Origin of the sequence: Methylobacterium sp. ME121 (assembly GCF_000974725.1) — a bacterium.
Classification (GTDB): domain Bacteria; phylum Pseudomonadota; class Alphaproteobacteria; order Rhizobiales; family Beijerinckiaceae; genus Methylobacterium; species Methylobacterium radiotolerans.
Map to the genome: position 1 here is coordinate 199,954 of NZ_BBUX01000001.1, position 16,967 is coordinate 216,920.

The 16,967-nt window shown below is 71.7% G+C and carries 17 protein-coding genes; 3 read left to right on the forward strand and 14 right to left on the reverse strand.

Features of this window, described 5'->3' with window-relative positions; genetic code table 11:
* Both ME121_RS00935 and ME121_RS00940 read right to left on the reverse strand, forming a co-directional pair.
* Complete coding sequence (locus ME121_RS00935; protein WP_059408279.1) at positions 1-1,230, reverse strand: efflux RND transporter periplasmic adaptor subunit; 1,230 nt, start codon at positions 1,228-1,230, stop codon at positions 1-3.
* Between the two features lie 70 nt (positions 1,231-1,300).
* Positions 1,301-1,612 (reverse strand): hypothetical protein, encoded by a 312-nt coding sequence (locus ME121_RS00940; RefSeq protein ID WP_059408008.1) that lies wholly within the window; start codon positions 1,610-1,612, stop codon positions 1,301-1,303.
* 107 nt (positions 1,613-1,719) lie between these two features.
* Here ME121_RS00940 and ME121_RS00945 point away from each other — a divergent pair, with 107 nt between their 5' ends.
* Together ME121_RS00945 and ME121_RS00950 are read left to right on the forward strand one after the other, a co-directional pair.
* Positions 1,720-1,992 carry a metal-sensing transcriptional repressor gene (locus ME121_RS00945; RefSeq protein WP_059408010.1) on the forward strand — a complete coding sequence of 91 codons (273 nt, stop codon included), beginning with the start codon at positions 1,720-1,722 and terminating at the stop codon, positions 1,990-1,992.
* A gap of 7 nt (positions 1,993-1,999) precedes the next feature.
* The gene (locus ME121_RS00950) at positions 2,000-3,334 is read left to right on the forward strand and encodes an MFS transporter (protein ID WP_059408012.1); all 1,335 of its coding nucleotides are present in this window, start codon (positions 2,000-2,002) and stop codon (positions 3,332-3,334) included.
* 298 nt (positions 3,335-3,632) lie between these two features.
* Here ME121_RS00950 and ME121_RS00955 read toward each other — a convergent pair whose 3' ends face one another.
* Together ME121_RS00955 and ME121_RS00960 are read right to left on the reverse strand one after the other, a co-directional pair.
* Positions 3,633-4,757, reverse strand: coding sequence for a nickel/cobalt efflux transporter (locus ME121_RS00955; RefSeq protein WP_059408014.1), 1,125 nt, complete (start codon positions 4,755-4,757; stop codon positions 3,633-3,635).
* A gap of 13 nt (positions 4,758-4,770) precedes the next feature.
* The gene (locus ME121_RS00960) at positions 4,771-5,049 is read right to left on the reverse strand and encodes a metal/formaldehyde-sensitive transcriptional repressor (RefSeq protein ID WP_050735140.1); all 279 of its coding nucleotides are present in this window, start codon (positions 5,047-5,049) and stop codon (positions 4,771-4,773) included.
* Positions 5,050-5,136: 87 nt separating this feature from the next.
* Between ME121_RS00960 and ME121_RS33040 the strand changes: the two genes are divergently transcribed.
* Positions 5,137-5,352: a DUF1289 domain-containing protein gene (locus ME121_RS33040; RefSeq protein ID WP_089231195.1), complete on the forward strand. Its 216-nt coding sequence runs from the start codon at positions 5,137-5,139 to the stop codon at positions 5,350-5,352.
* Positions 5,353-5,838: 486 nt separating this feature from the next.
* On the opposite strand, the gene ME121_RS00965 is transcribed toward ME121_RS33040, so the two are convergent.
* The 10 genes from ME121_RS00965 to ME121_RS01005 all read right to left on the reverse strand — a co-directional run bounded on the left by ME121_RS00965 (position 5,839) and on the right by ME121_RS01005 (position 16,568).
* Complete coding sequence (locus ME121_RS00965) at positions 5,839-6,036, reverse strand: hypothetical protein (protein WP_059408017.1); 198 nt, start codon at positions 6,034-6,036, stop codon at positions 5,839-5,841.
* A gap of 96 nt (positions 6,037-6,132) precedes the next feature.
* On the reverse strand, positions 6,133-7,992 hold the full coding sequence (locus tag ME121_RS00970) for a TniQ family protein (protein WP_059408019.1): 1,860 nt from the start codon (positions 7,990-7,992) through the stop codon (positions 6,133-6,135).
* Positions 7,993-8,002: 10 nt separating this feature from the next.
* Positions 8,003-9,130: an ATP-binding protein gene (locus ME121_RS00975; protein WP_007565597.1), complete on the reverse strand. Its 1,128-nt coding sequence runs from the start codon at positions 9,128-9,130 to the stop codon at positions 8,003-8,005.
* A gap of 10 nt (positions 9,131-9,140) precedes the next feature.
* Positions 9,141-11,402 carry a TnsB C-terminal domain-containing protein gene (locus tag ME121_RS00980; RefSeq protein WP_059408022.1) on the reverse strand — a complete coding sequence of 754 codons (2,262 nt, stop codon included), beginning with the start codon at positions 11,400-11,402 and terminating at the stop codon, positions 9,141-9,143.
* A complete protein-coding gene (locus ME121_RS00985; RefSeq protein ID WP_059408024.1) occupies positions 11,384-11,605 on the reverse strand; it encodes a hypothetical protein in 222 nt (73 codons plus the stop codon). The genes ME121_RS00980 and ME121_RS00985 overlap by 19 nt, the downstream gene beginning before the upstream one ends.
* Positions 11,602-12,297 (reverse strand): TnsA endonuclease N-terminal domain-containing protein, encoded by a 696-nt coding sequence (locus tag ME121_RS00990; protein WP_059408027.1) that lies wholly within the window; start codon positions 12,295-12,297, stop codon positions 11,602-11,604. The genes ME121_RS00985 and ME121_RS00990 overlap by 4 nt, the downstream gene beginning before the upstream one ends.
* The gene (locus ME121_RS00995; protein WP_059408030.1) at positions 12,297-13,496 is read right to left on the reverse strand and encodes a hypothetical protein; all 1,200 of its coding nucleotides are present in this window, start codon (positions 13,494-13,496) and stop codon (positions 12,297-12,299) included. Before ME121_RS00995 ends, ME121_RS00990 begins: the two co-directional genes overlap by 1 nt.
* Before the next feature lie 92 nt (positions 13,497-13,588).
* Positions 13,589-13,759, reverse strand: a complete 171-nt coding sequence (locus ME121_RS33045; RefSeq protein ID WP_179239957.1) for a hypothetical protein — start codon at positions 13,757-13,759, stop codon at positions 13,589-13,591.
* Positions 13,760-14,223: 464 nt separating this feature from the next.
* A complete protein-coding gene (locus ME121_RS01000; protein ID WP_059408032.1) occupies positions 14,224-14,733 on the reverse strand; it encodes a hypothetical protein in 510 nt (169 codons plus the stop codon).
* 533 nt (positions 14,734-15,266) lie between these two features.
* The gene (locus tag ME121_RS01005) at positions 15,267-16,568 is read right to left on the reverse strand and encodes a hypothetical protein (protein WP_245337788.1); all 1,302 of its coding nucleotides are present in this window, start codon (positions 16,566-16,568) and stop codon (positions 15,267-15,269) included.
* Between the last annotated feature and the right edge of the window lie 399 nt (positions 16,569-16,967).

A 16,967-nucleotide genomic window follows, 5' to 3' on the forward strand; every position in this document is an offset into this window, starting at 1 on the left:
TCAGTCCTCCGCCGCGGCCTTGCCGAGCTCGGACTTCAGCGTGAAGGTGTTGGCCACCGCCACGGCCTCGCCGGGCTCCAGCCCCTCCGTCACTTCCACGGCGGCGTCGTCCGACCGCCCGAGCGTCACCGGCCGCGCCTCGAAGCCCGCGGCCACCCGCACGAAGACGTTCGGTCTGCCCTCCAAGGTCTGGATGGCCGAGGCCGGGATGAGCACCCGCACCGGCTTGTCGGAGATCACGATCTCGGCACCCACGAAAGACCCGGGCCGCCAGGTCTCGTCCGGGTTGGCCAGTTCCGCGACGACCCGCGCCGCGCGCGTGGCCTGGTCGAGGACGGGCACGATGATGACGATGCGACCGCGCGCGGCCTCGCCGGTCGCCTCGGCCCTCAAGGCCACCGTCTGGCCCTCGCGGACCAGCGGCAGGTCGCCGGGGCTCACTGCGAGATCGACCCAGACCGTCGATAGGTCGACGACGCTGTAGAGCTCGGTCTCCAGGTTGTCCCGGCCGACGGCCGCCCCGAGGTCGACGCGCCGCTCCACGACCTTGCCACCGAGCGGCGAGCGGATCTCCTGGCGCTCGAACTGCGCCTCCGGCTGGTTCGGCAACGCCTGGATCTCGGCTTGGCTGAGGCCGAGGAAGGTCAGCTTGCGGCGCGCCGCGTCCTCCTTGACCTTCAGATCCTGGTAGCTCGCCTGCGAGCGCAGGTACTGCTGCTCGGACGAGATGCGCTTGTCCCAGAGTTCCTTGTCGCGCTCGTACAGGGTCTTCTGGAGCGCGGCCGTCACCCGAGCCGCCAAGTATTCTCCCTTGGCGTCGGCGATCTCGCGGCTGTCGAGAAGCGCCACGACCTCGCCCTTGGCGACCTTGTCGCCGAGCCCCTTGCGCAGCTCCACCACCGTGCCGGTGGTCTTCACCGCGATCCGGGCGGTCAGGTTGGCGTTCGGGACGATGGTGCCCGGCACGTGCAGGTGGCGCGAGAGGTTCCCGCCACCGACCTCGTCCGCGCGGATGCCGGCCTTGCCGACTTGGTCGTCCGTCAGCTTGACGAGGCCGGATCTCTCCGGCTCCGAACCGGCCGCCGCGTGCGGTTCGGGCTTGGCGGGCGCGGCGGCCCCTCTGGCGCCCGCCAGCATGGCGCGGACCGCATCGGGAGCGCCAGGCCACCAGGTCGCGATCAAGACGCCGGCGGCGAGGGCCAGCAGAACGGGGATGAGACGTCTGGACATGTCGGTGCCATGGACGGGCGGCCGCACGCGCACGGCGCCGTCGTTCGAGGATGGGGAGAGGCGGAAAGCCTCAGGCCCTCGGAGGCTCGAACGGTCCCTGCGCCCCGCCCCCGGCTCGGAAGACGTCGTCCAGGCGGGCGAACGACCGCGCCGCTGACGGGACCATGCTCGCGGGAGCCTTGGCGGCGACGGGCATCACGCCCTGCGCGTGCGATTGCGCGTGGTGGACCAGGTCATCGGCATCCTGGTGGGCGTCGGCATGGTCCTGCCCCGCAACCGACGGCATGGCGAGCGCGACGGGACCGGAGGCCGCGTGCCGGGCCTCGGCGAGCAACGGCATCACCGTCACGGCCGCCAGGAGCAACGCGACGGCCACCGTCATGAGACGCCGTCCGAATGACACCCGACACCCTCTTCCCGGCAAGCGCCGTCCATCCCGGCGCGACGAACACCCTTCCCTTATCCCCTCCGGGGGGATAGCATGTCAATATGGATCACGTGCACGCCTCCCATCCGGAGATCATCAAGCGGCTGAAGCGCGCCCACGGCCATCTCGCCGGCGTCATCGCGATGATCGAGGAGGGCCGCTCCTGCGTGGACCTCGCCCAGCAGTTGCAGGCGGTCGAGAGCGCCATCGCCAACGCGAAGCGCACGCTGATCGAGGATCACATGGAGCACTGCATCGGCGACGGGGTCGCGGACGGCGGGAAGTCCGCCAAGGCGGCGCTGGCCGAGTTCAAGGCGCTCGCCAGGTACCTATGAGGCCCCGATGCTGAGCGTCCTCGCGAACCGCACCTACCGGCACCTGTTCGCCGCGCAGGTCATCGCCCTGATCGGCACCGGCTTGCTGACGGTGGCCCTCGGCCTGCTCGCCTACCGGTTGGCCGGGGCCGAGGCCGGGGCGGTGCTGGGCACGGCGCTCGCCATCAAGATGGTCGCCTACGTGCTGGTGGCGCCCATCGCGAACGCCTTCACGGGGCAGTTGCCCCGCCGCGCCTTCCTGGTGGCGACCGACCTCGTCCGAGCCGGCGTCGCCCTGATACTGCCCTTCGTCGACCAGGTCTGGCAGGTCTACCTGCTGGTCTTCGTGCTGCAAGCGTGCTCGGCGGCCTTCACGCCGACCTTCCAGGCGACCATCCCCGACATCCTCCCGGAGGAGCGTGACTACACCCGGGCGCTGTCGCTCTCGCGCCTCGCCTACGACCTGGAGAACCTTCTCAGTCCGACGCTGGCCGCCCTGCTGCTGACGGTCATCGACTTCCACTGGCTGTTCGGCGGCACGGTCGTCGGATTCCTGTGTTCGGCCGCCCTGGTCGTCTCGGTGGCGCTCCCGTCCCCGACGCCGCCCGAGCGCCGCGCGGGGGTCTACGAGCGCACCACGCGGGGTCTGCGGATCTACCTCGCCACGCCGCGACTGCGCGGGCTTCTCGCCCTGAACCTTGCGGTGGCGGCGGCCGGCTCCATGGTCATCGTCAACACGGTGGTGATCGTGCAGGCCCTCCTGCACCGGCCCCAGAACGACGTCGCGGTGGCGCTCGGGCTGTTCGGGGGCGGCTCGATGCTGGCGGCCCTGCTGCTGCCGCGGGTGCTCGACCGGCTTCCCGACCGCACGGTCATGCTCCCGGCGGCGTCGTTCCTCGGCATCGTGCTGCTCGGCTTCGCCGCCTCGACCTGGGGCGGCGTCATCGGCTGGCCTATGCTGCTGGCCGCCTGGCTGGCGCTCGGGATCGGCTACTCCGCCGCGCAGACTCCCACCGGACGGCTGCTCCGGCGCTCCGCGACGCCCGGCGACCGCCCGGCCGTCTTCGCCGCCCAGTTTGCGCTCTCGCACGTAGCCTGGCTTCTGACCTACCCGCTGGCCGGCTGGCTCGGCGCGAAGGCCGGCATGCCGGTCACGCTGGCGGTGCTGGGCGCGCTGACCTTGGTCGCCATCGCCGCGGCGGCGGCGCTCTGGCCGGCCTCGGACCCGGACGTCGTCGAGCACGCGCACCCCGACCTCGAATCGGGCCATCCGCACCTGGAAGGCGTCGGGACGCGCCGGCATGCCCACGCCTTCGTCATCGACGACCTGCATCAACGCTGGCCCGCGGCCCGGCCGGGTTGAACCGAGCCGGATGTTCGTCGGGCGCTTCGGTCCGGAGGCCGTGGATGCCACGCGCCGCGGCTTGGACCGAATGGCGAAGGGCGGGGCGATGCGCCGCCGGAACCCCGCCATGCGGGTCTTCGCGGTTGCAGCCCGGTAAGTCCGTCGGCTTGCCCCACGCGTCAGGAGGCTCGACCGGTTCGCTCCGAGCGGGCAGCCGCGTCCATCTCGCCTACCTCTGCCGGTCTACCTGCGCTTCGACGGCCGTGGGCTTTCGCGGCGAGGACCGGCGGGGCGACCAAGCCCGTCGGGACCGCGCTCACGATGGACTGACCGACGGGACGATCCCGACCGCGTGCGCCGCGGGATCGTGATGGATGCCCTGCCAGCCAAGCCAGCCGGTGTAGAGGCCGACGAGCACGATCAGGGCTGCCGAGGCGTAGGGCGCCCGACGGGCGAAGGCACCGAACCCGGACCACCGCGACGCGACGTGCTTGACGCTGAGGGCGGCCAGCACCCCGGCCGAGACCATCGTGACCGCGAGCCCGATGCTGAAGCAGACGACCAGCGCGAAGCCGAGGCTGAACTGCTTGAGCTGAATGCACAGGAGCAGGACGGTGATGGCGGCCGGGCACGGGATCAGGCCGCCGGTCAGCCCGAACAGCACGATCTGTCCGGTCTTCACCTGCCGCCCGGCGAAGCGCCGCCGGATGTCCTCCGCATGCGCCCTGGCATGGGCGTCGTCCTCGTCGCCCAGGTTCATGTGACCGTGGTCGTGATCGTGCTCCTCGAACGCGACCTCGTGGGTTTCCGCACCCGCGGGCCCATCAAGGCGCAGTCGCGCCGTGAAGGCGTGCGGCTCGGGGATCTCCTCCAGGCTCTCCAGGAAGTCGCCCCCATCGGCGAAGGCGAACGTCTGCCGCCCGCCGTCCGGACGGACCGTCTCGACGGTGACCGCACCCGGCGCGGGCAGCGGACCCGTCCCGGCCCGGAGGCGCCAGCGCGGCGGCACGCCGTCCTCGAACACCTCCAGCGTCAGCAGGCCGTCGCCGGTCACGACGTGCCGGTGCTCGCCATGGTGATGATGGTGACCGTGGTGCTGTTCGCGCCAGGTCCGCCAAGCCATCCAGAGCGCGATGCCGACAATGACGACCGCGGAGGCGAGCTGGAAGTACGGCTCGCTCGCCTCGCCGCCCCATTCCTGGCCGAGGTACTGACCGCCCAGCGCGATCACCCAGACGACCGCGGTGTGCGAGAGCGTCGCCGCCAGCCCGAGCAGGGCCGCCTGCGTGACCGTGCCCCGGACCGCGATGATGAAGGCGGCCATCATCGTCTTCGAATGGCCGGGCTCCAGGCCGTGCAGGGCGCCGAGCAGGATGGCGCTAGGCACGAACAGCCAGGCATGCGCGGTCCCCTGCTGCAGCAGGTCGGCGAACGGGGTCATGGGCCGGCTCTCGTCATTTGAGGTAGGTCCGCACCACCTCGATCAGCTCGGCGGCACCCCGGGCGCGCTCGGCGTCCGGCTCGGCGTCCGGGTTCACGACGTGGTGGCGGATGTGGTCTTCCATCAGCTCGGCGGTCAGCCCGTTGATGGCCCCGCGCATCGAGGCGACCAGCATCAGCACGTCGGCGCAGCCGTGCTCGGCCTCCAGGGCCCGCTCGACCGCCTCCGCCTGTCCCTTGATCCGGCGCACCCGCGCCAGCAGCTTAGTCCTGTCCTTGATCGTGTGGGCCATGAATGGCGTCCTCATCCTCGCAATACATAGGGGGGTACCCTATTTAAGTCCAGCGACCGATGCGTCGCGTGGCGGGGAGGCCTTAGCATGAGGAAGGACGACCCCTGCATCGGGGTTTGCCAGTGGGACGGGCGGACCGGCTGGTGCCTCGGTTGCGGCCGCACGGTCCCGGAAATACGTGCGTGGCGGAAGATGACGCCTTACAGGAAGGCCGCCCTCGCTCGCGAACTGCCACGGCGCGTTCGGCAGGTCGCCGTCGCGCAGGTCGAAGCCGAGCCCGGCGGGACCCCGAGCCGCTCCTAGATCGCAGGATCCGCAGGGCGGAACGGCGGCCCCGGTCAGGTCGTCCCCGACATGAGTTTCGTCCAGCCGGCGCGGACGCCCCGTCAAGCCACGCCGGTGTAGCCGAGCCGGTATCGAGAGGCGTCGTGACCGGTGACCGTCACCGCCGCGATTGCGTCCGGCACCTCAAGCGGCATGCTTCGGAGGATGCGCCCCATCCCGCAGCAGCAAGCCCGGCGGACGAGGACGGCGAGCCCCGATCCGCTTCCGGCGGTCGCGGTCGCCGCCCCCTCGCGCCGGGACACGCCGGGCCAGACCACGAGGCTCACCAGCCCCGCCGCTGCCGATGCCCGAGGCGCGAACCGAGCCCGCCGGCGTCGATGGGCAGGTGCAAGCCTGACCGCGAGGGTGGACGTCGGCGCCGTGTCGGCCTCGCAGGCCGGAGGCGACCTCATAAGCGCGTCGGAGGCCGAACCCGAGCAGCGGCAGGACGGAGATCCGATCCAGCTAATGCCGGGCGATCCGGCAGGTCGCCGCCCGCAGCGCCGCCAGCACGGCGACGCCGGTCGCACCGAGGACGGATCCGCGCGCGAGGCCGCGCCAGCCGAACCGATGGGCCGCCGCCGCGATCACGGTCGCGGCGATGATCCATTCCGTTCGCGTCCCCTGGAAGGTGACGGGTTCCCCGAACCACGACGGCGTCACATCGTTCCTCGGTCGACGCCCCTCGCAGATCCTCATCGCCCCGCTCATGGCTTTGCGCCGACGGCGCTCGCGCGGCACGGCGGTCGCGGCGTGCTCCTAGGGTCGCGGCGCGTGGGTCCTGGCGATGCGGCGCCGAAGGTCCGTCGGGACATCCATCCGGCGCCATACCGTCGTGGTCTTCCGGCCCGTAATCGCGAAGGCCGGCCCGACGCCGGCCCGATCCAAGGCTTCCCTCACCCACCGCGCGCCGGATCCAATCTCCCTGGCGAGCGCACCCGTGGTGGCGTACCCGGTCTCGAAAGCCGCGAGCGCATCGTCCCGCACGAGGATTTCCCCGCTCGGTGTCGCCGTCCCGGCCATGAGGCCTGCCCGGACGATCAGGCCGACGCTGTCCGTCGGGACCGTGAGCCGCCGGCCGACCTCTTCGAGGGTGAGGCCCCCACCCTCGCGCGAACGCCGCGCGACCCTGATGTCCTCCGGGTCGACCAGGAAGCCCGCGAGGCCGGGTACGTCCCGCAGGACCGCCCTGACCCGAAGCTGGCCGGCCAGGATCATGTCGCAGGTGCCGCGCACGCCGTCGACCTTGCCGTGCTGGCTGGCTCGCGCGAGCGGAAGGAGGCCGGCGGGCATGGCCCCGACGGTCGGCGCCGAGCCACGGATCCGGGATAGCACGGCGGCCACGGCATCCCGGTCGAAGACGTCGGCCTTGATGCCGGCGCGCGCGTGGATCTCGGCGGGCGGGACGATCCGCGCCGCGACCAACATCCGCGTCTGGCGCTTCGCCAGCCCGAGCGCCGCCGGCAGATCCTCCGCGCGGAGCGCGCGGTCGAGGATAGTCCGGATCTGGGCGGCGGTCTCGCGGGCGATGCCGATGGGCGTACCCCTCCTCGTCCGTTCCGGCCAGGCGCCCAAGGCCTTGACGTAGCCGGCGATGAGCTCCGGCCTTCGGCCGCATTCCGCGGCGATGTCGGCGAGGCTGACCAACGGGACGTCGGCATGCCGGATCACCACCGAGGTCTTGTGAACCGGGCCCCGGCCGGCGTGATGCGCGTAGAGGGCCGCCCGAACCGCATCCCCGCTCGCTCCCGCCGGCAGCCGCTTCGCCCAGAGATACAGGTAGCCGTAGACCTGTTCGGCCCCCCAGGCGCCGAGGCCGACATGGTCGGCTCGGGCCATCCCGTCGAGCAGGGCGTCGAAGGCGTGCGGCCAGTCCCGGGCGGTGGCGAGACCGGCCGAGAACACCTCCGGATGGCGCTCCGCCGGAAACTTCGAGAGGGCCCCGTCGGCGCCCCCGAGCAGGGCGACGCCGAACCGCTCCATGGCGTCGCAGGCCTCGGCGAGCGTCAGGCCGTCGAGGAGGGGCACGCTGGTCCGGGCCATGCCGCCGAGGCGGCCGACCACGTAGGCGTCCGCCAGCGTCGTCGCGGGCGGGACCCTGGCGCCTTCGCAGGCGAGAAGGGAATGGCCGTTCCTGCAACGGGTCAGCGAGCCGGCTTCCCAGGTGACGCCCGTCCGGCAAATCGGGCATGACGCCTCCAGGCGGACTTGATGGAGGGGACAGGTGCCGACGGCGGCCACGTCCCACCAGAAGCGCCGGTGGATGTTCCAGTGCGCGTGTCGTCCCGACGGCGTCCTGCGAAGGTCGTCCCGCCAACAGCAGGGGCACCACCGCCGAACGTTCGTCGTCCAGTCGTCCCGGTGGATCACCTCGTCCGCGATCACGACCTTTTTCTTGGTGATCTCGGTGGGCGTCCGACCCCGGAACGCGTCCTCGCCACGGCCGAGCCGATCCGCGAGGGGGCCGGCGGCGCGGCCCTGCAGGATGTCGCTCATGGAATAACCCGCGGTCCTGAGGCGTTCGCGGCTCCACGGCTCGCCGTTGACGTCGAAGGCGCGCAGCAGGTGCGCCGCGGCGGATTCCCCGTCGATGACGGGCGGGATGATGGTCAGCCGCATCGGTTTCCCCCTACGCGTCGTCGGCTTGCGTCTCGACCCCGGCCTCGGCGGTCCCCGTCAGGCGCGTGAGCCTCTCGAACTCGATCTCCTTCATCTTCGGCAGGGTCGAGATATCGACCACTAGGAACGGGTTCCTGCGCGGACCGAGCTCGAAGATCTCCTCGAAGACGAAGCCGAGGTGGTCGACCTGCCCGATGCTCGGCTTGCCCGACTGGATGGCGCGGAAGGCCGCCTTCTTGACGAGGTGCATCATGCGACCGGTGTAGCCGTTCGAAGCCTTGAGCATGCGCTGCACCATGTCGTGCTCCGATAGGCCGCACGCGGCCGGGAAGCCGAGCCTTGCCTCGACCAGCGACAGGAATTTCGTGGCCTTCTTCACGCAGGCTTCCGAATGACCCAGCGGCTTGATCGGCTTGAAGACGCAGCGCCGTAGGAGCTGGAAATCCTCCTTCAGCACCTTCTTGAGCCAGGGCATGCCCGAGAGCACGAGGGAGACGGGGCGCAACTCCGCGCCGGGCGGCCGAAGCGGATCGTCCGGATCCGGGATGACGAGGTTCTTCAGCGTCTCGACCAGGGTGCGCCGCTCGTCACCGGTGCGTCCGCGGAAGGCATGGTGGAATTCGTCGATCATGATGATGGAGACGAGTTGGGCGTGCATCTGGTGGCGCACCCGGGTCCAGATGTCGTGCTCCTTCAGGTTGGCGCTAAGCTCCTTCTCCGTCATGGCGAGGTACAGCGCGAGACCCAGCGTCTTCAGCGTGCAGGGGCTCGGCGCCTTGATGTAGACCAGCGGCCGCACGGGGCCGAACTCGTCGCGGAACGGCACGAGCGCCGGGCGGAGCTGCAACCGGGCGAGCAGATGCGACTTCCCGGCCCCGGAAGCGGCCGGGATGACGAGGCACTGCCCCTCGACATCGTCGCCGAGGTCCTTGAGCATCTCGTCGAAGCGCGCGACGGTCTTGATCACGACGTCGGTGTTGACGTGGATGGTGTCGACGCGTCGCTTCCAGGCCCGCCGTTCGAGGTCCTGCGGGCTCAAGCGGATCGCGAACCGCTCACGGCGGACCGGCGCGGCCTGGGGGCCGGGAAGGATGGTGACGTCGGGGCGGAAGATCTCCCCGTCCTGGCTTTGCGGCATGCGATGGCCCTCACTCGGCAGTCCAGTTGTCGGGATCGTCGGGGTCGAACTCGGCGCCGACGTCCGCCGTCACGCTCCGCGGATCGGCCCCGGCGGCGACGGGCCTCGGACCGGCCGGCCGGGCCGCCGGCGGGGCGTCCTGCGGGGTGTCCTGCGGGGCGCTGGCCGGGCGCGGGGCGGACTTGCGGCCACCCTGCCCGACCCGGGGCGCGGGTGCCGCGTCGGCCGCGGACGGCGGCGCGGCCTTCCGCGGGCGTCGGGTCCGCAGCCGCTCTTCCTCGTGGGCGCCCTCGTCCGCGACGTCCCAGGCGACCTCGAACATCGGGTCGTCGGCGTGGTCGCGGAACCAGTCGACGTCGGCGCTGGCCAGGCGCTTCGGCTTGACGCCGGCCTTGCGGCATTCGGCGCGCAGCAGCTCCATCGCGCGGACGAGCGTCGCGCGAGCGACGCGCTGGCCTTCCTGCGTCATCCGACGCGCCGTGCGGACCACGTCTCGCCAGTCCGCCAGGGACGTCCCGTCGGCCAACCCGTCCTCGCAGGGAACCTTGATCCAACCGGCCTCCTCGTCCACCAGGACGAGGAGGTGGCCGAGATCGGACGCCTCGGCCTTGACGAGGAATTCGTCGCCGAAGTGGAAGCCCTTCCTGCGCCGGACGCCCTTCAGTTCGTCGGACTGGTAGGTGAGGCCGAGGAAGGTGATCCCGTTCCGCTGGATGGTCCGCGGGACCACCAGGGCGATGAGCGGATCGAGGTCGTCGGCCGACGGCGGCAGGCGCGTGCCGTAGCCCGCCAGGTCCTGCCAGCGCAGCAGGGGCGTTCGCCCGAGCAGCCCGCCGTGCTTGCGGTTGTGGTAGATGTCGACGACCCAGATCGTGAAGAACTCGACGAGTTGGGCCAGGGTCAGGGCGGCCTGCCCGACGCTGTCGTAGTCGCCGCGCTCGCGCACGTCGCGGAAGGTCCGGCCGGGAAGGTAGGCGCAGAAGTCGCGCGCGATGGTGCCGAGGGCGCGCTCGACCTTCCCCTTCAGGTGGGGCTTGCGCCGGGGCATGTAGCGGAGCTCGAACCGCAGTTGCCCGGCGGCGGCCTTCATCGACCGGGAGTGGAATTCCTTCCCGTTATCGAGCTTGACCACCTCCGGCACGCCGAACACGGGCCAGGCCGTGTCGACCCGGATGCCGGTCAGGTCCTTCGGCAGCACCGCCATGCGCAGGCAGTGCATCACCGAAGTCCAGGAGGGACGCTCGTCGCTGAGGTGGAATCCCACGATCATGCGGGTCGCGGCGCAGATCGCGACCGTGAGCCAGACCCGCCTCGTGCGCTTGTCCTTGCGGCGCCGGTCGCGCGCCGGCGTGCCGTCGCCCTCCAGGACCAAGACGTCGAGGGGCGTGTGGTCGACCTCGACGATTTCGAGCGGCCGCGTCGCCTGCGGGGCCTTCTTGACGTGCCGGAAGGCCTGCTCCGCCGCCGCGGGGCCCTCGCGATGGAAGATCACGTCGAACTGGCTGACGTTCGCCTTCACCCACCGCCGGATCGTCATCCCGTCGGGCACGTCGAAGGGCACGGTGCGCGTCTTGTTCTCGCGCTCGATCCTGCCCTGGATGAAGACGATGACATGGCTCAGCGGCGGTCCGTTCCGGGTGAGCCAGTCCTCGCGCACGCGCTCCGCGATGACCATCTCGACCTCGGGATCGAGGCGGAAACCCGCCCGTCCCTTCAGGTCGTCCAGCGGGATCAGCGCCACGATGGACTTGCCGCCCTTGCGCCAGCGCCCGTACCAGCCCTTCAGCGAGGAGCCGCTCACCCGTTCGAGCGGCACGTCGTCGGGATGGGAGCCCTCGTTCTCGATGGCCCGCTGCCGGCGCTCGACCGCTACGAGCCTCGCGATGTCGGCGTAACCCTTCGGGACCTTCCTGTGGGTCCGCTCGGCGAAGCACCGGTCGCAGGCCTGCACGTAGTCGAGGCGCATCAGCGCCGCGTCCTGCTGGCGAACGTCGAAGGTGTCGATGTTGCGCAGGAGGTTGTCCCTGACGCCTTGGGGGAGCCCGGCGGCGGTGTCCTCCACCAGTTGGAGCCGCCTGGGCTCGCCGAAGTAGAGGTCGGCCAACTCGGCATGGGTCTTCGTGACCGTGACCGGCCTCGCCCCGAGGGTGCGCAGCGTGACGCCGGCCTCGTCGCGCGAGAGCACCTTGTGGTAGACGCCCTCGACGATGACGAGCGCGTCCGCTTGGAGACGGATCTGGCACGCGCCCATGGTCAGCGCCGCCCCCCGCATGCGCCGGGTCTTGCCATGCGCACCCTCCCGCCGTGGTGGAGGTCCACCAGGACGGCGTCGCTCAGGACGACGGTCTCGGAACCGCCCGCGAGCCTGCGCAGGGCGAGGCCCGCCCGCCCACGGGCGACGGACGCGTAGGGGACGCCGTCGACGACGACGACCGCGCCGATGGTAAGGCGGAACTGCTGGTCGAGCCTGTTCAAGGTGCACTCCTGGGGTTCGCGGGACGGCGGATCACTGCGTGGTCGTCGAAGGGCCGGCCGGGGTCGGCCAGCTCGGCCTCGCCCCGCGCGACCAGGGCCACGACGGCCCGGAAGGCGCGGTCCTGGAGCCCCGACGCCGCCCGGAGTTCCCGGACGAGACCCCGGCCGCCGAAGCGGTCGAGGACGACGCGCATGGTGTGCTGCTCCGCCTCGTCGGCCACGAAGGTGCGCTCGCTCGCGACGAGCGCGGCGTTCGCGACGCGGAGCGCGCCGATCTCGACCTCGGTCCAGAGCTCGAAGCCGTCGTAGCCGGCGGCCCTGGCGCCGGCCTCGATGCGGGGCCGGATCCCGTCCCAGCCAAGCCTGATCACCCGCTTCCGCGGCTTGACCTCGACGGCGACGCGCCGCCCGTCGTCGATCTCCACGGCGAAGTCGGCCGTGTAGCTGCGCCACCGGACGCCGTCGTGCCACCGGAAGGGAGCGGGCTCCTCCTGATAGCGCAGGACGGCATCGTCCTGCTCCAGGATCAGGATGAAGTCCCGTGCGAGGAGGCCCTCGTAGGCCACCATGCGGTAGCCCATCCCCGCCTTGCCGGAGGGGACCTCGCCCGTGATGCAGTCCCGTCGGCCGGTGACGACCGGGCGCGACGGGCTCGGCTTGCCGACATGGCGGCTTCGCAGGGTCGCCGGCATCAGGACCTCCGCCGGGCGTCAGGGCCGTCGGGCCCCTCGGCCGCGTCGGCGCCACCCGATTCCTCGCCGGTCGGGATTGCGGGAGCGGCCCCGGGCGACAGCCGGATCGGATAGCGCGCGACCCCCTCCTGCCAGCGGTCCAGCGGGGTCGACCGGTCCGGTCCGGAGCGGCCGACGTCGAGATCGGCGAGCCAGGCGTGCGCGGCCGCCATCAAGCCTCCTGTGTCCTCGACCACCTCGCCCCGGGCCGTCAGCCAGCGCTGCAGTCCCGCCACCCGGCAGGGAGCGCCCGGATGATCGACCGCGGCGAAGTGCAGCCGGATGCCGAGCGCCGCCGCGGAATGCCGGAACGTGGCGCAGTGGAAGGCGGGATCCCGGTCCAGCACGAGCACCTCCGGCAGCCCCATGCACAGGCGGGCGGCGCCGAGCGGCTCCGGGGCCGCCGTCGCGGTCCGCACCCCGAACAGGCCGATCAGGTCCTCCCCGTTCGGCGGCGCGGTGCCCAGCGCCGCCGCCACGATCACGCCGCTGTAGATGTCGCGTGCGGTGACCAGGTGAACGCGGTCGGCGCCGAGTTCCGGGATGGCGAGCCGCAGGGCTTCCCGGGCGACGACGACCTCGGCGAGGGGACGCCCGCACGAGAGGTGCCGGACCCGGTACGCCTGCTGCAGGGGACGCAGACGGTCGCCGACCATCCGCACGAGGGTGCGGAAAGCGGGAACGTCGGCGGCCGCGCCTTCCCGCGCATGCGACGCTTCCAGGCACCTCGCCTGTGCGAGGCGGGCCATGGCAGTCAGCGTGACGCCCCGGCGCGGGTCGGCCTCGGCCACGACCTGGTCGACAAGCTCGCCGATCCACGGGGCCCAGTGGGTCTGCTGCCGGGGCGACCGCGCCATCCGCCGGTCGGCGAGGCCGGCCGGGTTGCCGTCGGCCTCCTGGAGCCGCGCTTCCCATGCCCTGACCTGGCGCGGCGTGGGCGGATCGACGTCGTCGATCAGCTCGCAGACGGCGCGGATCGCGGCCCGCAGGTGGCGGTCGCCCCGCCGTCCCGGCGGGAGGTCCTCGACCGCCCGCACGTAACGGTAACGGCGCAGCGCGGCGGCGCGCTCGCGCTCCGTCATCTCGTTGAGGGCCTGGATCTCGGCCCGGAGCCGGTCGGTGTCGGCGGTCGTCGCGGGAAAGAGTTCGAGCTGCTTCATGATCGCGCGGGTCCTCGAAAGGCGGACGGAGCCAGCCTTGGTGGTGGGATGGGCGGTGACCCCGGCCCGGAGGCCGGGGCTTCGGCGGCGGCTCAGAACTCGGTGGGCTCGACGGCCTCGGTCTCCGGCTCGAACGTCCCCCGCGGGACGCCGAGCAGCGCGGCGACGTCCCCGTCCCAGGCATCGAAGGCCCGGTCGATCAGGGGGGCGAGGGGCGGCTGGAAGTCGGCCGTGAGGGGCTCGACGCGGTACGGCTCGTTCATGGTGCTCTCCTCGGATGGGGTCGCGCGGGGCCGGTCCGGATCCGTCGCGGGGACGGTCCGGGCGCGGCCGGCTTGGGCCGGCGGATCCCGAGGAGGCGGAGCGCAGCCCGCTTGCTTTCGCAGGCGAGAGCTGGCATACGTCATCGGTCTCGAATGTCGGCCTTGATCCCGGTGGTTGGCCGGTCTGGTATGCGGCGGTCGTGATCACGAGGTCCGGCGGTGACATGGTCGAGAGGGCTCAAGCTCTCGTCCGACGGGCCGGACCTTACCCGCTACAGCCTTCCGGCTGCGTAGCGGGCAAGCTCAAAGCGTGCGGCCCGGATCGGGCCGTGCGCTTTTATTTTGCCTCGACGATCACTCCCTGGCCCGGTGGGTCGCGGGAGCGCGCGCGGAGGGCTGCGCGATATCGGTTGCGCATCGGCATTCTCCTCGATGATTGATGAGTTGTTGGATCTAGACTGATCTTATGACGCTGAGGCCTTCGTTGGATCTTTCAGATACCAATGTTGTGCCTTCCGATCATGGTAGACGAGGTTTTTATTCTTAAGACGGGTCTTATTTTTCTCCGAGGCATCGAGCGTGTAGCCGGCGTCCCGGACCGCGTCGTTGACTTCAGTCCCCGACAATCCCTTGGCGCCGGCCTTCGCGAGAGCGTCGACGATGACCTGGGCGACCAGGCCGGAGACTTTCGGCGCCGGCATCCGTTCGGCCTCGTCCGGTACCGGCTCGTCGTCCGGCGCCGGCCGGGCCTCCGCTTCCGTCTCGGCCTGGTCGGCCGCCTGGGCCGGTTCCGGGGCGTATGCCGCCCCTTGCTGCAGGGTCGCTATCATTTGGTCGAGGCGGGCCGCCTTGGCGGTCTCCGCCGCGATGGCGCTCACGTGTTCCAACATGAGCTCCTGAAGCTGCCGCGTCCTGTCCGCGGCGGCTTGCCGGGCCCGGTCGCGCTCCTGGCACATCTGGGTGATCACATCCATTCGGCACCCCCGACCAGGTCCAGGTCCGCATCCAGGTCCGGAGGAGCTCCGCGACCTGATGATCGGACCATAGACCGGGTGACCGCCAAGCCGCAAGTTCTTTCGCCCAGGTCCACCGGACGTGGTAAACGGAAGGTGACCCGGTCGACCCGGTTGAATGGGTGGGTGAAACCGGGTCGCGCACCCGGCCAACCTTGTCCGTCCGGTCCCCGGGTCATCCTCCGGCCGCGTGTCGCGTGTATCCAACGGCGGGCGGCCGTCGACGTACCCTAGGACACCCGCAAACGCGACGTCCGCGTTCGTGGATCTTCAAATCAATGAAGCATTCATTCGAGCACAGGCCGCCGTACCAAATGTCGGTCTCCATATTCTGATCAGCATCGGCGCCGAGACGAAGGCGTATGCCGCATTTCATCGAGCTGGCCCTCGCGGGTCGGCGGGTAGCGCGACCCTCGTATTGGCCGAGCGGCATTGCCGTCGACAGGGCCCCCGATCCGGTCGGCGACCCGGCCGAGACGTCCCGGACCTGGTCGTCACGGGCCTGGCCGACCGGTGGGTTGAACCGGGGCGCGGATCAGGCATCGACCGGCCGGCCCGTCGTGCCACTCGAAGCCGATCTCGACCAGGCCGGACGCCAGCACGAGGTCGCGGACCGGGTCGAACCTGACGGCGCTTCCCTCCTCGTCGGCGGTGCGGACAAGCTCCTCCAGCAGCCCGGCATCCAACGCGTGAACGGCCTCCGGAGCGACCTGGAGCTCGCCGGTCCCGTTGACGTGCATGTGAAGGACGGGCGCGCCGTCCAGCCGCGAGAGGCGGCGCATCGCGCGATGTGCGGGCGTGTCGAGCGCGTCGGGGATGGACGCATCGAGGAGCGCATCGGCGTCTTCGGGCGCGAGCGTCGTCGGCGCGCCGTCCGACGAGACGACCGCGGAGGATTGCTCGAACCGCCCGGTGGCGACGTCGAAGCGGACCGTCAGGAGCAGCCTGACGCTGGCGCGGGCCAGGGCGAGGTCCAGCCGGCCTCCGTGTCCCCCGTCGCGGGCATAGCGGGCGTCCCCGATCTCCAGGCCGGCATGCCGGCGCAGCAGTCGACCTGCGGCCGGCGCGAGCGCCTCGTCGATCAGGTCGCGCGAGAGCGCGCCGGCGAGGCTCCGGCGCCATTGCGGACCGCCCCGGTCCGATGTCCGGGCGCCGCGCGCGGGCGGCGCGAGGAGCGCGGCGGCCGTCCAGCGCAGCGCGGGGACGTCGGCCGCGGCCGGGGGGCCGCGGTGAACCAGGTCGGCCAGGTCGCCGATCAAGGATGGAAGGCCCGGCGACAGCGCCGCCTTGAGCCGGCGCTGGACCAGCGCGGTGGCGTCGGCGAGGGCCGCGGAACCGGGTCCGGATGCGGGGCGGCCCGTTCGTGCGGCGCCCGGCGCGAGGCCTTCGAGATCGGCGAGGGCCTGCAGGATGAGCGGCAGCATCCGCAGGTACTCGAAGGCCCGCCCGAGGTGCGCCCGCGTGCCGTCGGCATCCTCGGGCACCCGACGGGCGATCCGTTCCAGGGCGGCCAGCACCTCGGCGTGGGCCCTCAGGGCGAAATCCTTCGGGATCGCGTCGAGGACGGCGCGGTCGGCCGGATGGCGCGACCGGGCGAGGGGGGCGACGATGCCGTCCATCCAGGCCTGCCTGACGTGTTTGCGGATGGCGCTCTGCAGCCCGGGGATCTTGGAGACCTGGAGACCGCCCCCGGAGAGCGCCGCATGCAGGGTGCCCATGGCCGTGTCGACGATGGGCCGCGTGTCGGGATGGGCCAGGGCGGAGATGGCCTGCCGCGCCCGTGCGAGCTCGCGCACGTCCGCCCGCACCGGGGGGACGCCGGCGGGGAAAACCGGGAATTCTGGGTCGGGATGCATGGCCGGACGGTGCCCCAGGCGCGCGGGCGTCCGGTCGAGGCGCACGGCCGGGCCTCGCACCGGGACTGTGCGCGGAAGCCGGGCCGGGGCGGTCCTGTCCTTGGACGGCGCCCGGGAATCGGGCGCACAGCCCATTGTGCGAGGCGCGCGGCAAGGCACAAACGCCCTCCCCGACCCTACCGGGACGTGCCGCCGCGCCGCCGTCGGCCGCGACGTTCCCGACGGCGAGCCCGATGAAGTTCCGCTCGCGCGTTCCGCCATGTCCCGCCTCGACATCCAGGGGTTCTCGGGGACCGGGCCGCCTCAGGCGGCACGGCGCGAACGCAGGGGGCGCCGGTC